Origin of the sequence: Solibacillus sp. FSL R7-0668, assembly GCF_038006205.1 — a bacterium.
Classification (GTDB): domain Bacteria; phylum Bacillota; class Bacilli; order Bacillales_A; family Planococcaceae; genus Solibacillus.
On the sequence record NZ_JBBOUU010000001.1, the window covers coordinates 914,231 to 935,339 of the forward strand.

Annotated in this window: 22 protein-coding genes; all 22 read left to right on the forward strand. The window is 39.4% G+C overall.

The genetic code is table 11. The features are described 5' to 3' along the window. Positions 1 to 21 precede the first annotated feature (21 nt). Positions 22 to 1,635 carry a bacillithiol biosynthesis cysteine-adding enzyme BshC gene (gene bshC / locus MKX47_RS04200; protein WP_340771481.1) on the forward strand — a complete coding sequence of 538 codons (1,614 nt, stop codon included), beginning with the start codon at positions 22 to 24 and terminating at the stop codon, positions 1,633 to 1,635. 176 nt (positions 1,636 to 1,811) lie between these two features. Continuing rightward, complete coding sequence (gene mraZ / locus MKX47_RS04205) at positions 1,812 to 2,243, forward strand: division/cell wall cluster transcriptional repressor MraZ (RefSeq protein WP_340771484.1); 432 nt, start codon at positions 1,812 to 1,814, stop codon at positions 2,241 to 2,243. A 20-nt stretch (positions 2,244 to 2,263) separates the two neighbouring features. Next, positions 2,264 to 3,214, forward strand: coding sequence for a 16S rRNA (cytosine(1402)-N(4))-methyltransferase RsmH (rsmH, locus tag MKX47_RS04210; RefSeq protein WP_340771487.1), 951 nt, complete (start codon positions 2,264 to 2,266; stop codon positions 3,212 to 3,214). 3 nt (positions 3,215 to 3,217) lie between these two features. Continuing rightward, positions 3,218 to 3,595: a cell division protein FtsL gene (ftsL, locus tag MKX47_RS04215; RefSeq protein WP_340771491.1), complete on the forward strand. Its 378-nt coding sequence runs from the start codon at positions 3,218 to 3,220 to the stop codon at positions 3,593 to 3,595. Positions 3,596 to 3,633: 38 nt separating this feature from the next. After that, positions 3,634 to 5,817, forward strand: coding sequence for a penicillin-binding protein (locus tag MKX47_RS04220; RefSeq protein WP_340771494.1), 2,184 nt, complete (start codon positions 3,634 to 3,636; stop codon positions 5,815 to 5,817). Positions 5,818 to 5,880: 63 nt separating this feature from the next. Further along, entirely contained in the window at positions 5,881 to 7,797 is a 1,917-nt protein-coding gene (locus tag MKX47_RS04225; RefSeq protein WP_340771498.1) for a penicillin-binding transpeptidase domain-containing protein, read from the forward strand. A gap of 136 nt (positions 7,798 to 7,933) precedes the next feature. After that, positions 7,934 to 8,908, forward strand: a complete 975-nt coding sequence (gene mraY, locus MKX47_RS04230; protein ID WP_340771500.1) for a phospho-N-acetylmuramoyl-pentapeptide-transferase — start codon at positions 7,934 to 7,936, stop codon at positions 8,906 to 8,908. Continuing rightward, positions 8,905 to 10,257 carry a UDP-N-acetylmuramoyl-L-alanine--D-glutamate ligase gene (gene murD / locus MKX47_RS04235; RefSeq protein WP_340771503.1) on the forward strand — a complete coding sequence of 451 codons (1,353 nt, stop codon included), beginning with the start codon at positions 8,905 to 8,907 and terminating at the stop codon, positions 10,255 to 10,257. The genes mraY and murD overlap by 4 nt, the downstream gene beginning before the upstream one ends. A gap of 7 nt (positions 10,258 to 10,264) precedes the next feature. Beyond that, a complete protein-coding gene (gene ftsW, locus MKX47_RS04240; protein ID WP_340777709.1) occupies positions 10,265 to 11,377 on the forward strand; it encodes a putative lipid II flippase FtsW in 1,113 nt (370 codons plus the stop codon). After that, a complete protein-coding gene (locus MKX47_RS04245) occupies positions 11,361 to 12,209 on the forward strand; it encodes a cell division protein FtsQ/DivIB (RefSeq protein WP_340771506.1) in 849 nt (282 codons plus the stop codon). Before ftsW ends, MKX47_RS04245 begins: the two co-directional genes overlap by 17 nt. Next, positions 12,175 to 12,906, forward strand: a complete 732-nt coding sequence (locus MKX47_RS04250) for a DUF881 domain-containing protein (protein ID WP_340777712.1) — start codon at positions 12,175 to 12,177, stop codon at positions 12,904 to 12,906. Before MKX47_RS04245 ends, MKX47_RS04250 begins: the two co-directional genes overlap by 35 nt. A gap of 38 nt (positions 12,907 to 12,944) precedes the next feature. Further along, positions 12,945 to 13,652 (forward strand): DUF881 domain-containing protein, encoded by a 708-nt coding sequence (locus MKX47_RS04255; RefSeq protein ID WP_340771509.1) that lies wholly within the window; start codon positions 12,945 to 12,947, stop codon positions 13,650 to 13,652. 14 nt (positions 13,653 to 13,666) lie between these two features. Next, on the forward strand, positions 13,667 to 14,032 hold the full coding sequence (locus MKX47_RS04260; RefSeq protein ID WP_340771511.1) for a small basic family protein: 366 nt from the start codon (positions 13,667 to 13,669) through the stop codon (positions 14,030 to 14,032). Between the two features lie 104 nt (positions 14,033 to 14,136). Then, positions 14,137 to 15,429: a cell division protein FtsA gene (ftsA, locus tag MKX47_RS04265; protein ID WP_340777713.1), complete on the forward strand. Its 1,293-nt coding sequence runs from the start codon at positions 14,137 to 14,139 to the stop codon at positions 15,427 to 15,429. Positions 15,430 to 15,468: 39 nt separating this feature from the next. Beyond that, the gene (ftsZ, locus tag MKX47_RS04270; RefSeq protein ID WP_340771513.1) at positions 15,469 to 16,629 is read left to right on the forward strand and encodes a cell division protein FtsZ; all 1,161 of its coding nucleotides are present in this window, start codon (positions 15,469 to 15,471) and stop codon (positions 16,627 to 16,629) included. 178 nt (positions 16,630 to 16,807) lie between these two features. Next, positions 16,808 to 17,629, forward strand: a complete 822-nt coding sequence (locus tag MKX47_RS04275) for a sigma-E processing peptidase SpoIIGA (RefSeq protein WP_340771515.1) — start codon at positions 16,808 to 16,810, stop codon at positions 17,627 to 17,629. A gap of 13 nt (positions 17,630 to 17,642) precedes the next feature. Further along, positions 17,643 to 18,350: an RNA polymerase sporulation sigma factor SigE gene (sigE, locus tag MKX47_RS04280; protein WP_340771517.1), complete on the forward strand. Its 708-nt coding sequence runs from the start codon at positions 17,643 to 17,645 to the stop codon at positions 18,348 to 18,350. Between the two features lie 81 nt (positions 18,351 to 18,431). Next, positions 18,432 to 19,202: an RNA polymerase sporulation sigma factor SigG gene (sigG, locus tag MKX47_RS04285; protein WP_340771519.1), complete on the forward strand. Its 771-nt coding sequence runs from the start codon at positions 18,432 to 18,434 to the stop codon at positions 19,200 to 19,202. 68 nt (positions 19,203 to 19,270) lie between these two features. Next, complete coding sequence (locus MKX47_RS04290; RefSeq protein ID WP_340771521.1) at positions 19,271 to 19,510, forward strand: PRC-barrel domain-containing protein; 240 nt, start codon at positions 19,271 to 19,273, stop codon at positions 19,508 to 19,510. Between the two features lie 75 nt (positions 19,511 to 19,585). Then, on the forward strand, positions 19,586 to 20,254 hold the full coding sequence (locus tag MKX47_RS04295) for a YggS family pyridoxal phosphate-dependent enzyme (protein ID WP_340771523.1): 669 nt from the start codon (positions 19,586 to 19,588) through the stop codon (positions 20,252 to 20,254). A gap of 12 nt (positions 20,255 to 20,266) precedes the next feature. Next, a complete protein-coding gene (locus MKX47_RS04300; RefSeq protein ID WP_340771525.1) occupies positions 20,267 to 20,809 on the forward strand; it encodes a cell division protein SepF in 543 nt (180 codons plus the stop codon). A gap of 23 nt (positions 20,810 to 20,832) precedes the next feature. After that, positions 20,833 to 21,093 (forward strand): YggT family protein, encoded by a 261-nt coding sequence (locus MKX47_RS04305; RefSeq protein WP_340771527.1) that lies wholly within the window; start codon positions 20,833 to 20,835, stop codon positions 21,091 to 21,093. Positions 21,094 to 21,109 lie beyond the last annotated feature (16 nt).

Sequence of the window (21,109 nt, forward strand, 5' to 3'; positions counted from 1 at the left end):
GTGAAGTAGAGGAGAATTTTCATGGAACTGGAACAAATTCAAACCCCAGTCAGCAATAAACTATTAGCAGATTACTGGTCAAACGATGCTGAAATTCATGCGTTTTTTGATCATGCATATAATGATGAAGCATTTATTGCACGAGCGGCATATTTACAACAACAAAATTATCGTACAGCAGAACTTGCAAAAATTATCCGTGAATATATGGAACCGTATGGTATTTCACAGCAAACGGAAAAACATTTACAACAGTTAGAACAAGGAGCACTTGTCATTGTAGGTGGTCAGCAGGCAGGGCTTCTTACAGGTCCCTTATATTCTGTGCATAAGGCGATTTCGGTTCTATTATTAGCAAAAGAAAAGCAACAGCAATTAAATACTAATGTCGTACCGATGTTCTGGATTGCAGGGGAAGACCACGATCTTGAAGAAATCAATCATACGTATACAATCGTGGATGCACAAACAAAAAAGCGCGGCTATAGTGAGCGCACAAAATATAAAACAATGGCCTCAACAACTGTTTTAAATCAGGACGCATTAACGCAATTCATTAAAACAACCTTTAAAGATTTTGGGGAAACAGAATATACAGAAAGCTTATTAGCAAATGTATTAGCACATGCGCAAAGCAGTGCGACGTTTACGGATTTCTTTAGTCGCTTAATGAACGATCTCTTTAAAAATCATGGCTTACTCATGCTGGATGCTACTTTTGCACCGTTCCGTAACTATGAAAAAGCGTATTTCACTGCGTTAATCGAAAACAATGAGACGATTGCACACGGTGTCGTTGCACAAGAACAAAAGCTTGCGGATGCGGGATACAATAAACCGATTGAAGCGACAAAAAATAACGCCAATTTATTTTATGTTAAAGAGGGCGAGCGTTTTTTATTGGAGCGTAAAGACAATAGCTATAAAAATGTACTAGCACATGTGAACTTTACCCAAGAGGAATTATTACAGCTAGCAAACGAGACCCCACAGCTTCTAAGTAATAATGTAGTGACACGTCCGCTGATGCAGGAAATGACCATTCCGGTGCTAGCCTTTGTTGGTGGTCCAGGTGAGTTAGCGTATTGGGCTACATTGAAACCAGCCTTCCATACATTAGGCTTGCAAATGCCGATTTTTGCACCGCGTTTAAATATTACACTTGTGACACGTCAGGTACAAGCATTATTAAAGCAAAAGAATACAACAGTAGCAGAGGCTCTAGACAATCAAATTGACGCAAAATTAGCCGATTATATCGCAATGATTCGTGATGATGAATCACGTCAGTTTATCGAATCGATGCAGCAACAATTACAAGGACAGTACGAGCAATTCGAACAACAATTGCAGCAACGCTATCAATTAAATGATTTGCTTGAAAAAAATAAAAACTATCATCTACGCCAGTTCCAATACTTGCAAGCAAAAATTGAACAGCAAAATATCGAGCAGCATGATGTGGCGATTCGTCAATATCGTACATTGCAGGCACAATTATTCCCGAATAAAGGTTATCAAGAACGTGTTTATAGTCCATACGTCTATCTAAATGAATATGGAGAGTCATTAATAGATGAACTACTAGCATTGCAGATGAGTATTTCAGATCATCATCATATTGTGTATCTATAAAGGATAAGAGTTATCTCATAGGGAGATAGCTCTTTTTTTATGTCTTTTGACACCGAACTAACGTACTAAATTGAGTGCATTTTCGTGATTTCCTAATATTGATTGTAGATTTAATGAAATGAGTGGTGGAAAGTGGGGGTATGTGGTACATTATTTATTAAAGTGGGGTGAGTAGCATGTTCATGGGTGAATATCAACATTCAATCGATGCAAAAGGCCGTATGATTGTCCCAGCAAAATTTCGTGAATTACTAGGCGAAACATTTGTGCTGACACGCGGATTGGATCATTGTATTCTTGGTTACCCTATGGATGAATGGCGAAAACTCGAACAAAAATTAAAGGATTTACCGATGACGAAAAAAGACGCTCGTGCATTCGCTCGCTTTTTCTTTTCAGGGGCAAGCGAGGTAGAACTGGACAAGCAAGGTCGTATTAATATTCCATCCACCCTAATCAACCATGCTAATCTCGAAAAAGAGTGCATCATACTAGGTGTATCAAGTAAGATAGAGATTTGGGCAAAGGCTGCTTGGGATTCATATTTAGAGGAATCATCGGAATCGTTTAATGATATTGCAGAGAATTTAATTGGATTTGATTTTTAAGTTTAAGAGGTGCTTTTATAATGTTCGATCATACAACTGTATTATTGAAAGAAACTGTTGATGGATTGAACATCAACCCAGATGGTATTTATGTGGACTGTACATTAGGTGGTGCAGGTCATAGTGAATACCTTGTAAAGCAATTGTCAGAAAACGGGCGTTTGATTTGTTTTGACCAAGATACAATTGCCATTGAAAATGCAAAAATAAGATTAGCGGATTATTTAGATCGTGTAACATTCGTACATTCAAATTTCCGATATTTAAAAGATGAACTATATAACTTAAATATTCATCACGTAGATGGAATTTTATATGATTTAGGTGTTTCCTCTCCGCAGTTAGATACACCAGAGCGAGGCTTCAGCTATCATCATGATGCTCCCCTTGATATGCGAATGGATCAAACCGCAGAATTAACAGCTTATCATGTTGTCAATGAATGGTCTTATGAGGATTTAGTGCGTATTTTTTTCCGTTATGGAGAAGAGAAGTTTTCAAAGCAAGTTGCGCGTAAAATTGAACAAGCTCGCGAAATCGCACCAGTAGAAACAACAGGGCAACTAGTGGAGCTTATAAAAGACGGTATTCCAGCACCTGCACGTCGCAAAGGTGGACATCCTGCAAAACGAATTTTCCAAGCAATTCGAATTGCTGTCAATGATGAGTTAGGGGCAGCAGAAGATTCGTTAGTAGATGCAATCGACTTATTAAAAATCGGGGGTCGCATTAGTGTGATCACATTCCATTCTTTAGAAGACCGATTAACAAAAACAATCTTTAAAGAGGCTTCATCCCTTCCTGATTTACCACCAGGACTACCGATTATTCCGGATCATATGAAGCCGGTGCTTAAATTAGTATCGAGAAAGCCGATTTTACCATCTGACGAGGAGTTAGCTGCGAATAATCGTTCGCGTTCAGCAAAATTGCGTGTCGCTGAAAAAATTAACGATAAAGGGCGTGAATAAGCAATGGCCGTAAGAGTTCGCCAAACATATATTCAACAACAGCCTGAAGTACCTGAACAACAGCAAAGGCAAATACAGCAAGCTGAAAAGAAAAAGCCACATGTAAAATTTTTTACAGCTGGGGAAAAGATATTATTTATTATTATTACAGTAATCGTAGCATCTTTCGCAATTTCCATATTACATAAACAGGGAGAAATCCAAGCAGTAAGTATGGAAATCCAATCGATTGAAAGAGAAATAACAGAAATTAATAATAATAATGTTGATTTAAAAGTACGTGTTAGTGAGCTATCGACTCATGAGCGTATTTGGGAAAAAGCGAAAGAACTCGGTTTAACATTAAATGAGAAAAATGTGAAGGTAGTGCCGGGGGAATGAAAAAGAGAAAATTTCGTTACCAGTATGGAGCCTTTCTAATGTTTTTATTATTTGGAGGGCTCTTTTTACTGTTATATTGGCGTTTTGTATCCATACAAGCTACAGGAGTTGTAAAAGGACACGAACTCGAAACAGAGGCACTATCAAAATATGAATCGGGCTATGCCTTGTCTGCGGATCGCGGGAAAATATTAGATTGTAACGAAAATGTGATTGCAGAGGATACATTGAGCTACCGTCTAGTAGCGGTTATTTCAGATAAGGCAACGGAAAATGAAAAAAATCCTAGACATGTTGTTGATACTGCCAAAACAGCGAGTGAATTAGCGAAGTATATCCCAATGGACGAGGATAAAATTTATGAGCGTCTCAATCCGAGTAAGCAAAAATATCAAGTAGAATTCGGGCTTGCAGGTCGAGGCATTAGCCATGACGTGAAAAAGCAAATTGAAGCATTGAATTTACCAGGAATTATTTTCTTTAGCGATAAAAAGCGCTATTATCCAAATGGCGCATTTGCCTCGCATTTAATTGGCTTTGCGTTGCGAGATACCGATGAAGATGGTAATTCAGAAGTAGTAGGGAAAATGGGGCTTGAATCCATTTATAATAAGCAACTAACAGGCACGGACGGCAAATTAACCTATCAGCGTGATGCACGAAACTATCTGTTGCCGAATAGCAGTAAAAACGTACAAGAGGCACAGCATGGGAATGACATTTATTTAACGCTGGATAAAACAATCCAAAACTTTTTAGAAGATGCGATGAACCGAGTGAATGCAAAATATAGCCCGCAGTCCATGATTGGCGTCGTTGCTAATCCAAAAACGGGCGAAATTCTAGCTATGTCACAACGTCCGACATTTAATCCAGATACGCGTGAAGGACTAGATGGCAACTGGTTAAATGATGTTGTAGAAAATACGATTGAGCCAGGTTCGACATTCAAAACCTTTACCGTGGCAGCAGCAATGGATTCGGGCAATTGGTTTCCAAATGCAACTTATAAATCAGGTCAATACACAGTTTATGATGATATTATCCGAGATCATAACAGGTATGGTTGGGGAACGATTTCCTATTTAGTAGGGTTCCAGCGTTCATCAAATACGGCGATGACGAACTTACTTGATGTGATGAAATGGGATACATTAGAAAAGTATTTAGATGATTTTGGTTTCGGTCAAAAGACAGGGATTGATTTGCCGAATGAGGCGAGCGGGATCATCAACTCGCGCTATCCAATTGATAAGTATACAACGACATTTGGTCAAGGCTCTACGGTGACACCGATTCAGCTTATTCAGGCATTATCAGCCATTGCAAATGACGGGAAAATGATGCAACCCTATGTCATTGATAAAATTGTCAATCCGAATACGGGCGAAATTGTGTTGAATTCAGAGCCTGAAGAGAAGGGGCAGCCGATTACAGCGGAAACAGCGAAGAACATGCGTGAATTACTCGCTTCTACTATTTATGGGGAGGCTGGAAACGCTAAACGCTTCCAAATCGAGGGCTATGAAGTAGCTGGTAAAACTGGTACTGCGCAAATGCCAAAAGCAAATGGACGCGGTTATGACTGGGGGAAAAACGAGTTCTTGTATTCGTTTTTAGGTATGGCTCCAGCAGACGACCCACAGCTAACAGTCTATATTGCTGTTGCAAAACCAAAATTGGGTGCGACAGAGGCTGGTTCTGATCCCGTGTCACAAGTATTTAATTCAGTCGTTCAAAACAGTTTGAAATATATGAATATCAATCCAACAGATGTAGCGGAAGTACAGAAGAAGGATGTGGCCAATTATGTTGGAAAACATTCTGATTCTATTGTAACGGAGCTAGAGGCAGATGGTTTGCAGCCAATACTAATTGGAGAAAGTGGCGAAATTACGGAGCAATTCCCGGTACAAGGGAAAGTGCTAACAAAGGGCAGTATGGTCTTTTTAAAAACGTCTGGTGCAATCACTGTACCATCATTCGAGCATTGGTCGTTACGTAATTTGCTTGTCTATAAATCATTATCGGATTTACCAATCGAAATTTTTGGTGAAGGCTATGTCGAAAGTCAAAGCGTGTCACAAGGTGCGGTCATTTCGGATGGTGCACCGATTGTCGTCAAATTAAAAACGCCAGAAGAACAGCATTTAACGCCGCCAGCAGAGGATATGGCATTAGATGAAGAAGAGGGTATAGAGGAAGAACAACAACCTTCATAACAATAAAACGCTTAGAATACAACCATTCCTAAAGACATACGCTGTTGTTAGTGAGGTGTCTAAATGAAATGGGTACAAAAAAGCTCTAAACATCGATTAACATGGATCGCCATCGCATTTGTTTTATACGGCGTGGCGATTTTTGTTAAATTGGTGTATGTTCAGGTCGTTCAATATGAGGAATTGTCAGCATTAGCAAAGGAAAACTGGGACCGAGAAATTCCGTTTAATTCAGAACGGGGTGAAATCGTTGACCGAAATGGCGAAGTAATTGTTACGAATGCCTTAGCACCAACCTTATATTTTATGCCTGCGCAAAATGAAAACAAGGAACAGGTTGCAGATGCCATTAGCGAAGTATTGAACAAGGATCGAACACAAATTTTAAAAAAACTGCAACAAAGGATTAATCTCGTCAAACTCCAACCTGAAGCAAAAAATATTACCTATGACCAGGCGATTACACTGCAACAAATGGAAATACCGGGGCTTTATAGTGGGATTGATTATGTAAGAGCATATCCGAATGGAAATTTATTGTCGCGGTTTTTAGGGTTTACGGGTGTCGACAATCAAGGCTTAGCAGGAATTGAATATGAATACGATAAAATCTTAACAAGCTCAAGCGCGGCTGTTCGTTTGTATACAGATGCAAAGGGAACACCACTAGAGCATGTGGATGATGAATGGAAAGATGGAAAAGATGGGGCCACCTTGCAATTAACGATGGATCTGGAAGTGCAAAAGATTGTGGAACGGGAATTAGCGCAGGCAATGCTACAATATGATGCCGATCAAGCGCTAGCTATTGCGATGAATCCGAACAGTGGCGAAATTTTAGCACTAGCCTCGTTTCCAACGTATGATCCGACAAACTTTACGGAGGTCGATTCAAGCATTTATAACCGCAACTTACCAGTATTTATGTCGTATGAACCGGGCTCTACCTTTAAGATCATTACATTAAGCGCAGCGATTGAAGAAGATGTTGTCGATATGGAACATGAAGATTTTTATGATCCGGGCTATACGATGGTCGAAGGGGCAAGGCTGCGCTGCTGGAATCGTTCTGGACATAAGCATCAAAGCTTCTATGAAGTGGTGCAAAATTCATGTAACCCAGGCTTTGTTGAGCTCGGTCAACGTCTTGGTCCAGACAGGCTACTCGATTATATTCACCGTTTCGGCTTTGGGAAAAAAACAGGCTCGAATATAGCGGGAGAATCTTCCGGGATTTTGTTTTCAAAAGAAAGCTTTGGACCTGTTGAGCATGCTACAACGTCCTTTGGGCAAGGAATATCCGTTACGCCGATTCAACAAATGCAAGCGGTAGCCGCAGTCATTAATGGTGGTACATTATACCAGCCCTATGCGGTATCCCAAATTGTCGATAGCGAAACGAATGAAGTCATTATGGAGCAACAGCCTGTAGCAAAGGCACAAGTCATTAGTGAGAAAACATCTGAGCAAGTGCGTCATGCTTTAGAATTGGTTGTAGCGAATGGTTCTGGGCGACATGCTTACCGTGATGGGCTACGGATTGCAGGGAAAACAGGGACAGCACAAAAGGTGGAAAACGGACGGTATAAAGAAGGCGATTACATCGTGTCCTTTATCGGCTTTGCACCAGCAAATGATCCAGAAATTCTTGTCTATGTTGCAATCGACAATCCAAAAAGCGCCTTGCAGTTTGGTAGTGTAATTGCTGCACCAATTGTAGGTCAAATTATAGAGGATGCGGCACCGATTCTACAAATCGAAAAGCAAACAGATCAAATCGAGCGACGATATGTTTGGGGAGATGAACTAACAGAGCGAACGCCAAATTTTGTTGGACTTACTAAAGATGAAGTCTTTGAGCAATTATATCCATATAAAATTGCATGGCATGGTGAGGGGAAGAAAGTCATTCAGCAAATCCCTATCGAAAATAGTCGAATTTTGCAGAATGACACAGTTCATTTATATTTAGGTGATTAAATTGCGTTTCTGCCTTTAAAAATCCAACTAAAAGAACTATTATAGTGAATGACGTTTTTTGTAACGATATTGTGAAAAAATATTGAAGCATACAACGCCAACGTATTTCAAACAGAAGTTTTAAAGGAGATTTATTATGACACTATCAACAACATTGACCATACTCGTTTCTTCGTTTTTATTAACGGTCATTTTAGCACCAATCGGTATTCCGATTTTGCGCCGTTTGAAGTTTGGCCAAAGCATTCGTGAGGAAGGCCCTCAATCACATATGAAAAAAGCAGGCACACCAACAATGGGCGGCTTAATTTTCTTAGTAGCTATCATTGTTTCGACAATCGTTGTGGCGATGATATTTGATTTATTTACAACACAAACCGTTGTACTATTACTTGTTTTAGTTGGATTTGGTGTTATTGGCTTTTTAGATGATGGTTTAAAAGTTATTTTTAAACGTAATTTAGGTTTGACTTCATTACAAAAGCTGATCGGACAAATCGTAATTGCGGTGGCAGCATTCCTGTTATTACGTTTAGGTTCATTTGATACAGCAGTGGGCATTCCCTATACAGATATTTCGATTGACTTAGGAATGTTTTATGTAGCCTTTTTAATTTTTTGGCTTGTTGGGTTCTCAAATGCGGTGAATTTAACAGATGGATTAGATGGGCTTGTTTCAGGTACAGCTTCGATTGCGTTTGCCGCATTTGGTGTCATCGCGCTATTCAATGAGCAAGCAGATATCGCGTTATTCGCATTTGCTGTTACGGGAGCATTATTAGGTTTCTTAATTTTCAATGCAAACCCTGCGAAAGTATTCATGGGTGATACGGGTTCGTTAGCTCTTGGTGGGGCTCTAGCAATGATCTCAGTCCTTGTGAAGCAAGAGTTATTATTACTGTTAGTCGGTTTAGTGTTCGTCATTGAAACGTTATCGGTTATTTTACAAGTAGGCAGCTTCAAGTTGCGTAAGAAGCGTATTTTCAAAATGAGTCCTATTCATCACCATTTCGAATTATCTGGATGGTCTGAATGGAAGGTTGTCATTGTATTTTGGTCAACAAGTTGTATCGTAGCACTTATTGCAGTATTAGCGGAGGCGTTATTATGATTCAGTATGAGGGATTACAGGCAAAAAAAGTTTTAGTACTAGGATTAGCGAAAAGCGGTGTCGCTGCAGCTGAGCTTTTGCATAAGCTAGGCGCGTTTGTAACCGTTAACGATGCGAAACCATTTGATGCAAATTCCGATGCACAGGCGTTATTAGCAAAGGGAATTACCGTGATTTGTGGGCGTCACCCAGAAGATTTATTGGATGAGGGCTTTGAATTTGTCGTAAAAAACCCAGGTATTCCCTATACCAATCCAATCGTAGCAGATGCAGTAGGTCGAGGGTTGCCAGTGCTCACAGAGGTAGAACTTGCATATTTAGTAAGTGAGGCCCCATTTATCGGCATTACCGGTTCCAATGGTAAAACGACGACGACAACGATCATTTTTGAAATGCTTCAACAAGGTCAGTTAAAACCGTTAATTGCAGGGAATATCGGAACGGTAGCATGTGGTGTCGCAGCAGAAGCAAAGCCCGACAATATTATTGTCACAGAACTCTCTTCGTTCCAATTAATGGGGACACGTGATTTTCGTCCACGCATTGCGATTTTAACCAATTTATATGAAGCGCATTTAGATTATCATGGGACATTTGAAGAGTATGCGGAGGCAAAGTTTGGTGTAACAAAAAACCAAACAGCTGAAGATTATTTTATCTATAATGCCGACCAAGAAATTGTCGTTGAGTATGCCAAAAAGTCAAAGGCACAACTTATTCCATTCACAACAAAGGGTCGCTCGGAAGTGGGCATTAGTGCAGATGCTGAAACAATCTATTGGCAAGGCGAGGCGATTTTAAAACGCGCGCATATCGTTTTACCGGGTAAACATAATTTGGAGAATATTTTGTGTGCAGTTGCGGCAGCGAAATTATCGAACTGTCCAATCGAGGCCATTGAACAAGTGCTTGCAACATTTGCGGGTGTTCGTCACCGTACGCAATTTGTTCGCGAATGGCAAGGGCGTAAAATTTATAATGACTCCAAAGCGACAAATGTTTTGGCTACGAAAAGTGCACTAGCAGCCTTTACAGCACCGATTGTGTTATTAGCAGGAGGTTTAGATCGAGGGCATTCATTTGAAGAGCTACGAGCAGACATGAAGGGTGTGAAGGCTGTCGTTGCATTTGGTGAAACCGCGTTACGCTTTATCGAATTTGCTAAGAGTTGCGGTGTTGAAAAAATAGTTCGTGCCATTGATGTAGAAGATGCGGTTGGCTATGCTGCGAAGATGTCAGATGCTGGTGATATTATTTTACTTTCTCCTGCATGTGCTAGCTGGGATCAGCATGAAAGCTTTGAAATTCGAGGCGACTTATTTATCGAACGTGTAATGAAACTATCTTAAAGGAAGGATAGCGACACTGTCACAGCACTTAAAGGTTTATTTTTTCGTCAGTGCTTTTTTGTTATCGATTATTGGGATTCTGTTTATTTATTCTGCCGGTACGTATTGGGGCGAAGTGCGCTATTTTGGACAAACACCATTTTATATTAAGCAGGCGCTCTATTTTGGGGTAGCGCTCGTTTGTTGTCTAACGGTGATGAAAATTTCGGCATTACAAAGTGCGAAATTGTGGGCTGTTTTTTATATCATTTCCCTGTTGCTATTAGTGGCTGTACTAATACCGGGAATTGGAATCGTACGAAACGGCTCACAAAGCTGGATTGGTGTAGGTGCATTAACCGTTCAGCCTGCTGAGCTTGCTAAAGTGACCACGCTTATTTATTTAAGCGCGGTCCTATCAAAGCGCAAATCATATGAACGTGTCGTACAATTACGACATTTTGTAATTATCTTTTTGCCGGTAGCACTGATTATGCTACAGCCAGATTTCGGGGCCGTGTTTATATTAGTAGTTGTGGCATTTTTATTGTTATTTATTGCGAAGTATCCGATTCGGCTATATGTCGCCTTGCTAGGGATAGGAATGACTGGGCTGGCATTATTAATTGCGGCGGCACCGTATCGTTTAAAACGGATTGAAGCCTTCATTAATCCTTGGGCCGATCCATTAGGAAGTGGATTTCAAGCGGTACAATCCCTTTTTGCAATCGGACCTGCGGGGTTATTTGGACATGGCTTATTAAAAAGTAGACAAAAGTATTTATATTTACCTGAACCACAAAATGATTTTATTTTTGCCATTATATTGGAGGAAATAGGGCTTGTTGGCGGATTCGGATTGCTGCTTATTTTTGCGTGCTTTTTAATAACAGGCTATCAATTAGCGCTCCGCTGTAATGAGGCGTTTCATTTTTATGCGATATGTGGATTAACAACAATTATTGCCGTGCAGGCTTGTCTAAATATAGGCGTAGTGATTAATTTATTACCTGTAACAGGGGTAACATTACCATTTATTAGCTACGGAGGAACATCGTTAGTCGTTGTATGGCTAACAGTAGCGCTCATATTAAATTTTTCGAGTGAGGAAAGGAGGAAAAATGATGGAAAAAGTGATTGATATTACAGAGCGTGTTCCCGCAATGAAAAAACGCAGAAAACGAAGAACGAACTTCAAATTTATTGCTTTAATCACCATTTTCCTCCTAATCATAGTCGTACTACTTTATTTTCAATTACCTTATAGCAATATAAAAAAAATTGACATTAAAGGTGCAGCGCTTCGAGAGGACGCATTTTATTTGCAACAATCGACGCTGCAAGTCGATGATTCGTTATGGGGATTCAAAACGTCAGAAGTGGAACAATCTATTGCTGAAAATGAATGGATTAAATCGGTTGATGTAAAACGGAAATTTTTAAATGATGTAGAAATTACAATCGAAGAATGGCAAAAGGTGGCGTATATTTCAAAGGATGGTGAGTTTTACCCAATGCTTGAGAATGGTGTGATATTTAGTGAGGCGAATGAAATCATACCAATTGATGCACCAATCTTTTTAGAATTTGAAGACGAGGCACTTCGTAAAAAGCTATTAAAGCAACTTGCAGAGTTAAAGCCAGAAGTGCTGTCGCAAATTTCTCAAATTAATGCTAATCCATCGGAGACCGACCCATATGCCATTACGTTATTTATGAATGATGGCTATGAAGTACGGGCGGATGCGAATACATTGGGGGAAAAGCTCAATTATTATCCTTCCATCATCGCACAAATTGAGCAGCAGGAAGTGTTTGAAAAGGGCGTCATCGATATTGAAGTCGGTACCTATTACCGTCCTTTTTCTGATGTATATACACTAAACAGTGATGTAGAAGCGGAGTCTGAGGAAGGGGGGCAAGAAGAAAAGCAAAATGATGAACAACAAGAGCAGCAAACAGGAGAAGAATAAATCATCGTTGTTTTCGAGAAAGTATAGGATATTATTTATCGTATGTGTCATTACCGGATTTATTATCGGTTTTTCTTATAATTTATCGAAGGACAAGCGAACTTTGAACACTGCCTCCTCGCAATTCGAACAGGAAAACCAGTATATGGAAGACTTAATAAGCCAAAAAGAGCGCAATAAAGAGCTTGTCAATGAGCTTGCTGAACTGGAAGAAAAAATTCGTACGTATGAGAAAAAGTATTCTTCTGATGAGGCACAATATGAGCAAAATATACAGGATGCCGAGCAGCTTCGATTATTGCTAGGCTTATCAGCGGGTGTAGGTAAAGGGATTAAAATTACGCTACAAGATAGTGATTATAACCCACAATCCACGAATCCAAATGAGTATATTGTCCATGAAAGTCACATATTTAAAGTATTGAATGAGTTAAAAATTGCTGGTGCAGAGGCACTTTCCATTAATGGTCAACGCTTAAAAGCAAATTCTTATATTAGCTGTAATGGCCCTGTAATCACGATTGACGGCCAGCAATATCCAGCGCCCTTTATTATAGAAGCAATCGGTAATCAGGATGCACTCATTTCTTCCCTGGAATTAACGGGTGGTGTGTTTGATCAACTATTAAACGAACAAGTTGTCGTAACGATTGAACGCAAAGACTTTGTTGAAATGGCGTCAATCAATGAAGAATAAAACAAAAACGCAGTGAAAAATTATTCGGAGGGGTCATGATGACGAAAAAAATGTACCGTAATATTACGATAATCTCGTTCATCATTGGATTCATGCTAGCAGTGCAATACAATACTGTTCAAAACCCAACCGAACGAAATACAGTAGATATATGGGAAATTCGACAGCAGCTTTCAGAGGAAAAACAGCGACATTCAGAATTGCTTACGACGATTGAGGAAGTGACGGAAACCGTTAATAAATATGAGGATGCTGAGTTTGATAATCCAGAGTTACTTTTACAACAAACGGTGGATAATTTAAAGGCACATGCAGGGATTTTACCAATAAAGGGTCCTGGTGTGACGCTATCAATTGAACCAGCTGAAGAATTACTACAATTTGGATACGAAATAAAGCCTATTTCACCAGAATTGTTAATTCGACTAATCAACGATTTATATCGCTACAATGCGCAGGCAATTGAAATTGATGGCAAACGATTAATGTTTAATAGTGCAATTCGTGATATTAATGGGAAAACAATGGTGAATAGTGAGCCAATCGATGATCTGAATGTTGAAATGAACATTATTACGCAATCTTATGATCAAGCTCAAAAATTAAAAAACCATTTATTAGCCTCATCCTTCCCAGACGAATTTTATATCGATAATCTTGTATTAACTGTTCATGAGCCTTCTGAAAATATACGTATTAATTCAACAGTTGTTGTACAAAAGAGCAACTATTTATCAGAGAAGTAAAAGGGGATGCGAATATGTGGTTACCACTTTTAGGATTGATTTTTGGCGTGGTATTAGGCGTTTTAACAAACATTCAAATTCCATCTGTCTACGAAAGCTATTTGTCAATTGCTGTATTAGCATCGCTTGATACGATGGTTGGAGGAATTCGCGCTCAATTACAACAAGTTTATGATGATAAAGTATTTATTTCGGGTTTTTTCTTTAATATACTTTTAGCTGCAGGGCTCGCCTTTTTAGGTGTTCATATTGGAGTAGACTTATATTTAGCGGCAATTTTTGCCTTCGGAGTACGTCTTTTCCAAAATATCGCAGTCATTCGACGTATACTATTAACAAAATTTGAAAATAGACGATTAAAAAAAGGTGAAAACTCATAACAATCACGTTAAAATATCATTACAAATTACGGATTTGCTTAGACAATCGCATGAATTTACAATAGAATGAATAATAAGGAGTAATTCGAAGGAGGTGCAGAATGTTGAATCATCAAGAAATATATGTTTCGCTCGATATTGGCTCGTCTTCTATTAAAGTATTAATCGGGGAAATGAGCGATGATCAATTGCACGTAATTGGGGTAGGGCATGTCAAATCAACAGGAGTTCGTAAAGGAGCCATTGTTGATATTGATGCAACCGTACAATCAATTAAAAAAGCAGTAGACCAGGCTGAGCGTATGACTGGTATTAAAATAGACGACGTCATTCTCGGCGTACCTGCAAACCAAACATTTTTACAATCTGTAAAAGGTGTGGTAGCCGTTAATAGTGAAAACCGTGAAATCACAGATGATGATTTGGCACGTGTAATTGACTCTGCGCAAGTAATGTCTATTCCACCTGAACGAGAGCTAGTAAACTTAATCCCTAAACAATTTATCGTAGACAATTTAGACGAGATTAAAGATCCACGTGGCATGATTGGTATTCGCTTAGAAATGGATGCGACAATGATTACCACATCGAAGACGCTCGTACATAATGTGCTGCGATGTGTAGAACGTGCAGGCCTACAAATTCGTGAAATTTATTTGCAACCGTTAGCAGCAGGTACATTTGCATTAACGGAAGACGAAAAAAATCAAGGGACTGCTTACATCGATTTAGGTGGTGGTTCTACGACAATTGCGGTATTCCAAGATGGTTTATTGACGAATACAGCCGTTATTCCAGTTGGTGGGGATCACATTACGAAAGATTTATCCATTGTTTTAAAAACACCAACAGAGCAAGCTGAGAAAATTAAAAAGCAATATGGACATGCCTTTTATGATGACGCTTCTGATGAACAATTATTTGAAGTTCCAGTTGTTGGGACGGATTCAACTGATCAATATAGTCAACGCTATATTGCTGAAATCATTGGTGTCCGTTTAGAAGAATTGTTTGAGCTTGTTTTAGACGAACTTGCTCGCATGGGCATCCAAGATTTACCCGGTGGTATTGTAATTTCGGGTGGGGTAGCACAGCTAGAAGGCATGGCTCAGCTCGCACGTCAAATGATGTTAACGCGCGTACGTATTTATACGCCGGATTATATCGGTGTTCGTGAACCAGCATTTACAACTTCGGTTGGTTTAATTCGTCATGCGTATGCCGATGACGAATTTTATGGCCATAGCGAGCCAGTAAATGCGATACCTTATCCTACTCAACCAGCTCCTTCTAAAAAGCAAGCTGCGAATGTATCGGAGAGAGTAGATAGCGCTAATGCTAATAAAGTAAGTGTTATTGATCGCGCAAAAAACATATTAAATAAATTTTTCGATTAAGACGAAAAGTATGACGTGAACAATTAGGAGGAGAACTGTATGTTAGAATTTGAAACGGGGATGGACCAGCTAGCCGTAATTAAAGTAATCGGCGTTGGTGGTGGTGGTAATAACGCTGTAAACCGTATGATTGAACATGGTGTACAAGGCGTTGACTTTATCGCTGTAAATACAGATGCACAAGCTTTGAACTTATCAAAAGCTGAATATAAATTACAAATTGGTGGCAAATTAACGCGCGGTCTTGGTGCTGGTGCAAATCCTGAAGTGGGTAAAAAAGCAGCAGAAGAAAGCCGTGAGCAATTGGAAGAAGTATTACGGGGTGCCGATATGGTATTCGTTACTGCTGGTATGGGTGGCGGTACAGGAACGGGTGCAGCGCCTGTAATCGCTTCTATTGCGCGTGAATTAGGCGCATTAACTGTAGGGGTAGTAACACGCCCATTTACATTTGAAGGCCGTAAACGTCAAACACAAGCGATTGGCGGCATTACTTCTATGAAAGAAGCTGTCGATACGCTTATTGTTATTCCAAATGATAAGTTATTACAAATCGTGGATAAATCAACGCCAATGTTAGAAGCATTCCGTGAAGCAGACAATGTATTGCGTCAAGGGGTACAAGGGATTTCGGATTTAATCGCAACGCCGGGTTTAATCAACCTTGACTTTGCCGATGTGAAAACAATTATGTCTGATAAAGGTTCCGCATTAATGGGAATCGGTATTGCTTCAGGTGAAAACCGTGCAGTAGAAGCAGCGAAAAAAGCCATTTCATCACCACTTTTAGAAACATCCATTGATGGGGCTAAAGGGGTCATTATGAATATTACTGGTGGCACGAACTTAAGTCTTTACGAAGTTCAAGAGGCTGCGGACATTGTTCAATTAGCTTCTGATGAAGAAGTGAATATGATCTTCGGTTCGGTAATTAATGATAACTTAAATGACGAAATAATTGTAACAGTTATCGCAACAGGCTTCTCTGATGATTTCATTGCGCCTAAACCGCAGCCAATTCGTCCGTCGTTAGGTGCGCGTCAGCAAGCAGCGACACAACAGGCACCTCAACAGCATCCATCTACTCGTACGCAAGAGCCAGTACAACAAGAGGCTCCACGTCAGCAACAACAAACGAACTACCAGCAAGAAGATGCTTTAGATATTCCGACATTTTTACGCAATCGTCGTAATCGATAATGATTATAATCAAACTAGCACTCCGCTTTTACAGGGGGTGCTAGTTTTTTATTATTTAAATTGTCGAAAAATTCTATAAACTCTCGCAATCTGTCAAACGATTTATTGAAATGGGCGTGCTTGTTTGACAAAAAGCGCAGCCCTAAATTTGCTAGTCTTAATAGCAGGAGGACAAAGCATGTATGCAGAGTGGATACTGATATTTAATTTTCTTGTCAATGTGGCACTTTTAAAATTCATAGAAGCAATGACTTCTTCAACGATTCCCGTATGGAGACTAGTAGTAAGTGCATTTAGTAGTGCGCTCATTGCATTCGTATTTTATGGTCATATACTTAGCATCTTTTTGTGCTTTCTTGTGCTTATTGGGATTGCGTATTCTTTTCGCTTCACCGCATTTTTACTGTATGGTCGCTGGCTTGTTGTGGCAACGCTATTAGTAGGTGGTTTATTGACAGCGCTACAACCGTTATTAAGTTCAGATGCATTTTTTGTATATATTTTGCTGAGTGTTGGCATAGTATGTAGTAGTTTACTAGCATTTAAACTTGGTTGGATGAAAAAGCTACAACAAATTGTGCAGTTGCGGTTTATTACACCTTGTACGATACAGTTTCTTCAGGAGCAATGGGAGCTTGTTGCCTATATCGATACAGGGAACGAATGCGTAGAACCAATTAGCCGAGCACCCGTTCATTTTATCGCATTTGATGCTGTACAAACATCCATGACTCCAGCATTAAAAAAGGGTCTGCTTGAGTGGGACGAAGCACGACCGTATGAGCTGTCTATGTTTGATTCACAGCTTCAAAAATACATTCGAATGGTGGCCATTTCAACTGTACAAAAAAAGACGACATTTGTTCCAGCCTTTCGCATCACACTTACAATTCACGAACACACTTATACGAATCATTATGTTGTTTTTACAAAAAGTGCGACAAAGTTTCCACAAAGTGCACATTTAATTGCACATGTTTCTGTTCTAACCAATTCATAAGGGAGGCTCGATATTGTTACAAAAACTAAAATCATGGATTGTTAAACTATTCAGCCATTTTACGAAAAAAGGGACATACTATATAGGAGGACATGATTCATTGCCAATTCCATTAACACGAGAAGAAGAAGTTGTTGTCGTAGAAGCTTTTATGAATGGGGACTTACACGCGCGAGATATGCTGATCGAACGTAATTTACGTTTAGTTGTTTATATTGCTAGACGCTTTGATAATACGACGACGCCAATCGAGGATTTAATCAGTATTGGTTCAATCGGGCTTATTAAAGCAATTGAAACTTTTAATTTAGACAAAAATATTAAATTGGCGACTTACGCATCACGTTGCATTGAAAATGAAATTTTAATGCATTTACGCAAGACAAGCCGCATGAAGGGTGAAGTGTCTTTTGACGAACCACTCAATGCTGATGCAGATGGCAATGAATTATTACTGTCCGATATTTTAGGGACAGAAGAGCATATTATTACGATGGATGTTGAACGAAAAATTGAGCGTCAGCATATGTTTATGGCAATCAACCAATTAACACCACGTGAAAAGTATATTATGGAATGTCGATTTGGTTTAAATGGTAAAGAAGAAATGACACAAAAGGAAGTGGCAGATCACTTAGGCATTTCTCAGTCCTATATTTCACGTTTAGAAAAGAAGATTATTTTAGATTTGCGTGAATATTTAAATGAACCGATTGCGTAATACTGGCTAATTTTGGCGCGCATAGTGTCACTAAATCCGGACAAACTGATGTTAATCATGAAGTTCGAAAGGTGAAATGCTATGCGGACGAAAGTAGAACTATGTGGAGTAGATACTTCCACATTACCAGTATTAAAACCAGAGGAAATGAAACAATTATTTATTCGCTTACAACAAGGTGAGGTATATGTACGTGATGAGCTTGTCTATTGTAATTTACGACTTGTGCTTAGTATTGTAGGTCGTTATGCGTATCGTGGGGAACAGGCAGATGACTTGTTCCAAGTGGGCTGTATTGGCTTACTAAAGGCGATAGATAATTTTGATTTGAAGCATAATGTACGATTTTCCACATATGCCGTGCCGATGATTATGGGGGAAATCCGTCGTCATTTACGTGATCACCATGCGCTGCGTGTGTCGCGTTCACTACGAGACATTGCATATAAGGCAATGCAAGCAAAGGAACGCTATATTGCCGAGCATTTACGAGAGCCGACAATTGAGCAATTAGCACAGGAAATTGAAATGAAAAAAGAGGATGTACTGTTTGCGCTCGATGCCATCCAAGATCCGATGTCGTTGCATGAGCCGATTTATTCAGATGGTGGCGATGCAATCTATATGATGGATCAAATTAGAGATAAAGTAACGGAAGAGCAGTGGGTAGGGACGATTTCGCTACAAGAGAGTATGAAGCGCTTGAATAGTCGCCAAAAGATGATTATTGAAAAGCGATTCTTTTTCGGTGAAACACAAACTGAAATTGCTCAAAGCTTAGGGATCTCACAAGCACAAATTTCTAGATTGGAAAAAAGCGCGGTTGAATTATTACAGCGTGATTTCCGTTAGCGTATGTTAAACTGAGGGACTGTCCGTGATGAGGGCTGTCCCTTTTAGTTCATAGAAAGGATGGGAAAATGCGTTTTTCTTCTGTACAGGAAAAGGAGATTATTGATTCGGTTAGTGGGAGATTTATTGGGTATATTGTCGATGCAGAAATTGATGAGGCCCGTGGAGAAATCGTAGCATTAATTATTTCCGCTCCGAAAAAGTTTTACCACTTATTTCAAGGGGAAGAGACCGTTAAGAAGATTGCCTTTAGTCATATTCTCACAGTAGGGAAAGATGTAATATTGGTGAAAACACAGGAGGAATAGGTCAGCCTATTCATTGATAATTACTACTCCCCTTGTTACAATGAAAGAAACTATTGTAGTAAAGTTGGGAAAAAAGTGGCGAAAATCGAAAATAATTTAGAAGTTATTCAACATCATATAGAACAGGCGAAGCAACGTGCCAATACACAACAGCAAGTGAACATTATTGCAGTAACAAAACAAGTGGATGTCGCGCGTACAGAAGAAGCGATTGCTGCTGGGATACTTCATTTAGGAGAAAATCGTCCAGAAGGTCTCGAAAATAAATTACAAGCAATTGATTCAAAGGTTTCATGGCACTATATCGGTTCATTACAAACTAGAAAAGTGAAGCAAGTAATTGACCGAATTGATTACTTACATTCGTTAGATCGTTTAAGCCTGGCTCAAGAAATTGAAAAAAGAGCAACCAAAACAGTAAAATGCTTTGTACAAGTAAATGTTTCGGGTGAGGATTCAAAACACGGCTTAACGAACGAGCAAGCAGTAGAATTTATAAAACAATTAGAGCAATTTTCGAAAATTGAAGTAGTAGGTTTAATGACAATGGCTCCTTTTACTGAAGATGATACCGTGATTCGTAATGTGTTCAAACAATTAAAACAATTGCAACAACAAGTGACCGAGTTAAGCATTCCGAACGTACCTTGTACAGAGCTTTCGATGGGGATGTCCAATGACTATGAAATTGCCGTCGAGGAGGGCGCAACATTTGTCAGAATAGGAACGGCTCTTGTTGGCTAAGGAGGATTTAAAATGAGCATCAAAAATATTTTTGATAAATTCTTTTATTTAGAAGACATCGAAGACGATCAAGCTCCGGCTCAAGCACAGGCAATGCCATCAAAGCAAGCACCAAAAACAACACCACAGGAAGCTTATTATCAAGAGGCCGTTCAAAAGCAACAAACCCAAGTTATTCAAAATCGCATGAAGAAGGAACGAAAAATGCCACAACAGCAACGCAATGACATGATTGTGCAGAACAATCAGCAAACGAGTAATAATGTTGTAAGCCTTCAAGCGGCAGCATCATCGAAAAATTCCAAGCTCGTATTAATCGAGCCGCGTGTATATGCAGAGGCACAGGACATTGCCGAGCATTTAAAGCAAAGACGTGCAACTGTTGTAAATTTACAGCGTATTGACCGTGATCAAGGGAAGCGAATTATCGACTTTTTGAGCGGAACAGTATACGCTTTAGGTGGAGATATTCAACGTATCGGGAATGACATTTTCTTATGCACACCAGAAAACGTAGAAGTATCAGGGGAAATCTCGAATTTAACATTCGAGTAATTTAGTAATAGAGAGGTAATCAAATGATCATTTTTGGAGTTATACAAACAGCATTTCTAGTATACCGATATATGCTGATTGGTTACATACTAATGTCTTGGGTGCCAGCACTGCAAGAATCAGCAGTTGGACGTTTCCTAGAAAAAGTATGTGAACCATATTTAGGCTTTTTCCGTAAGTTTATTCCACCAATTGGTATGATTGATATTTCACCAATCGTTGGTTTATTCGTACTCTATTTCATTGAGCGCGGTGTATACAACGTTCTAATCTTCTTCCTATAAAGCACGTAAAACCCCA

Coding starts and splice junctions, on each gene's coding strand:
- bshC (WP_340771481.1), top strand. CDS start 22: ATGGAACTGGAACAAATTCAAACCCCAGTCAGCAATAAACTATTAGCA.
- mraZ (WP_340771484.1), top strand. CDS start 1,812: ATGTTCATGGGTGAATATCAACATTCAATCGATGCAAAAGGCCGTATG.
- rsmH (WP_340771487.1), top strand. CDS start 2,264: ATGTTCGATCATACAACTGTATTATTGAAAGAAACTGTTGATGGATTG.
- ftsL (WP_340771491.1), top strand. CDS start 3,218: ATGGCCGTAAGAGTTCGCCAAACATATATTCAACAACAGCCTGAAGTA.
- MKX47_RS04220 (WP_340771494.1), top strand. CDS start 3,634: ATGTTTTTATTATTTGGAGGGCTCTTTTTACTGTTATATTGGCGTTTT.
- MKX47_RS04225 (WP_340771498.1), top strand. CDS start 5,881: ATGAAATGGGTACAAAAAAGCTCTAAACATCGATTAACATGGATCGCC.
- mraY (WP_340771500.1), top strand. CDS start 7,934: ATGACACTATCAACAACATTGACCATACTCGTTTCTTCGTTTTTATTA.
- murD (WP_340771503.1), top strand. CDS start 8,905: ATGATTCAGTATGAGGGATTACAGGCAAAAAAAGTTTTAGTACTAGGA.
- MKX47_RS04245 (WP_340771506.1), top strand. CDS start 11,361: ATGGAAAAAGTGATTGATATTACAGAGCGTGTTCCCGCAATGAAAAAA.
- MKX47_RS04250 (WP_340777712.1), top strand. CDS start 12,175: ATGAACAACAAGAGCAGCAAACAGGAGAAGAATAAATCATCGTTGTTT.
- MKX47_RS04255 (WP_340771509.1), top strand. CDS start 12,945: ATGACGAAAAAAATGTACCGTAATATTACGATAATCTCGTTCATCATT.
- MKX47_RS04260 (WP_340771511.1), top strand. CDS start 13,667: ATGTGGTTACCACTTTTAGGATTGATTTTTGGCGTGGTATTAGGCGTT.
- ftsZ (WP_340771513.1), top strand. CDS start 15,469: ATGTTAGAATTTGAAACGGGGATGGACCAGCTAGCCGTAATTAAAGTA.
- MKX47_RS04275 (WP_340771515.1), top strand. CDS start 16,808: ATGTATGCAGAGTGGATACTGATATTTAATTTTCTTGTCAATGTGGCA.
- sigG (WP_340771519.1), top strand. CDS start 18,432: ATGCGGACGAAAGTAGAACTATGTGGAGTAGATACTTCCACATTACCA.
- MKX47_RS04290 (WP_340771521.1), top strand. CDS start 19,271: ATGCGTTTTTCTTCTGTACAGGAAAAGGAGATTATTGATTCGGTTAGT.
- MKX47_RS04300 (WP_340771525.1), top strand. CDS start 20,267: ATGAGCATCAAAAATATTTTTGATAAATTCTTTTATTTAGAAGACATC.
- MKX47_RS04305 (WP_340771527.1), top strand. CDS start 20,833: ATGATCATTTTTGGAGTTATACAAACAGCATTTCTAGTATACCGATAT.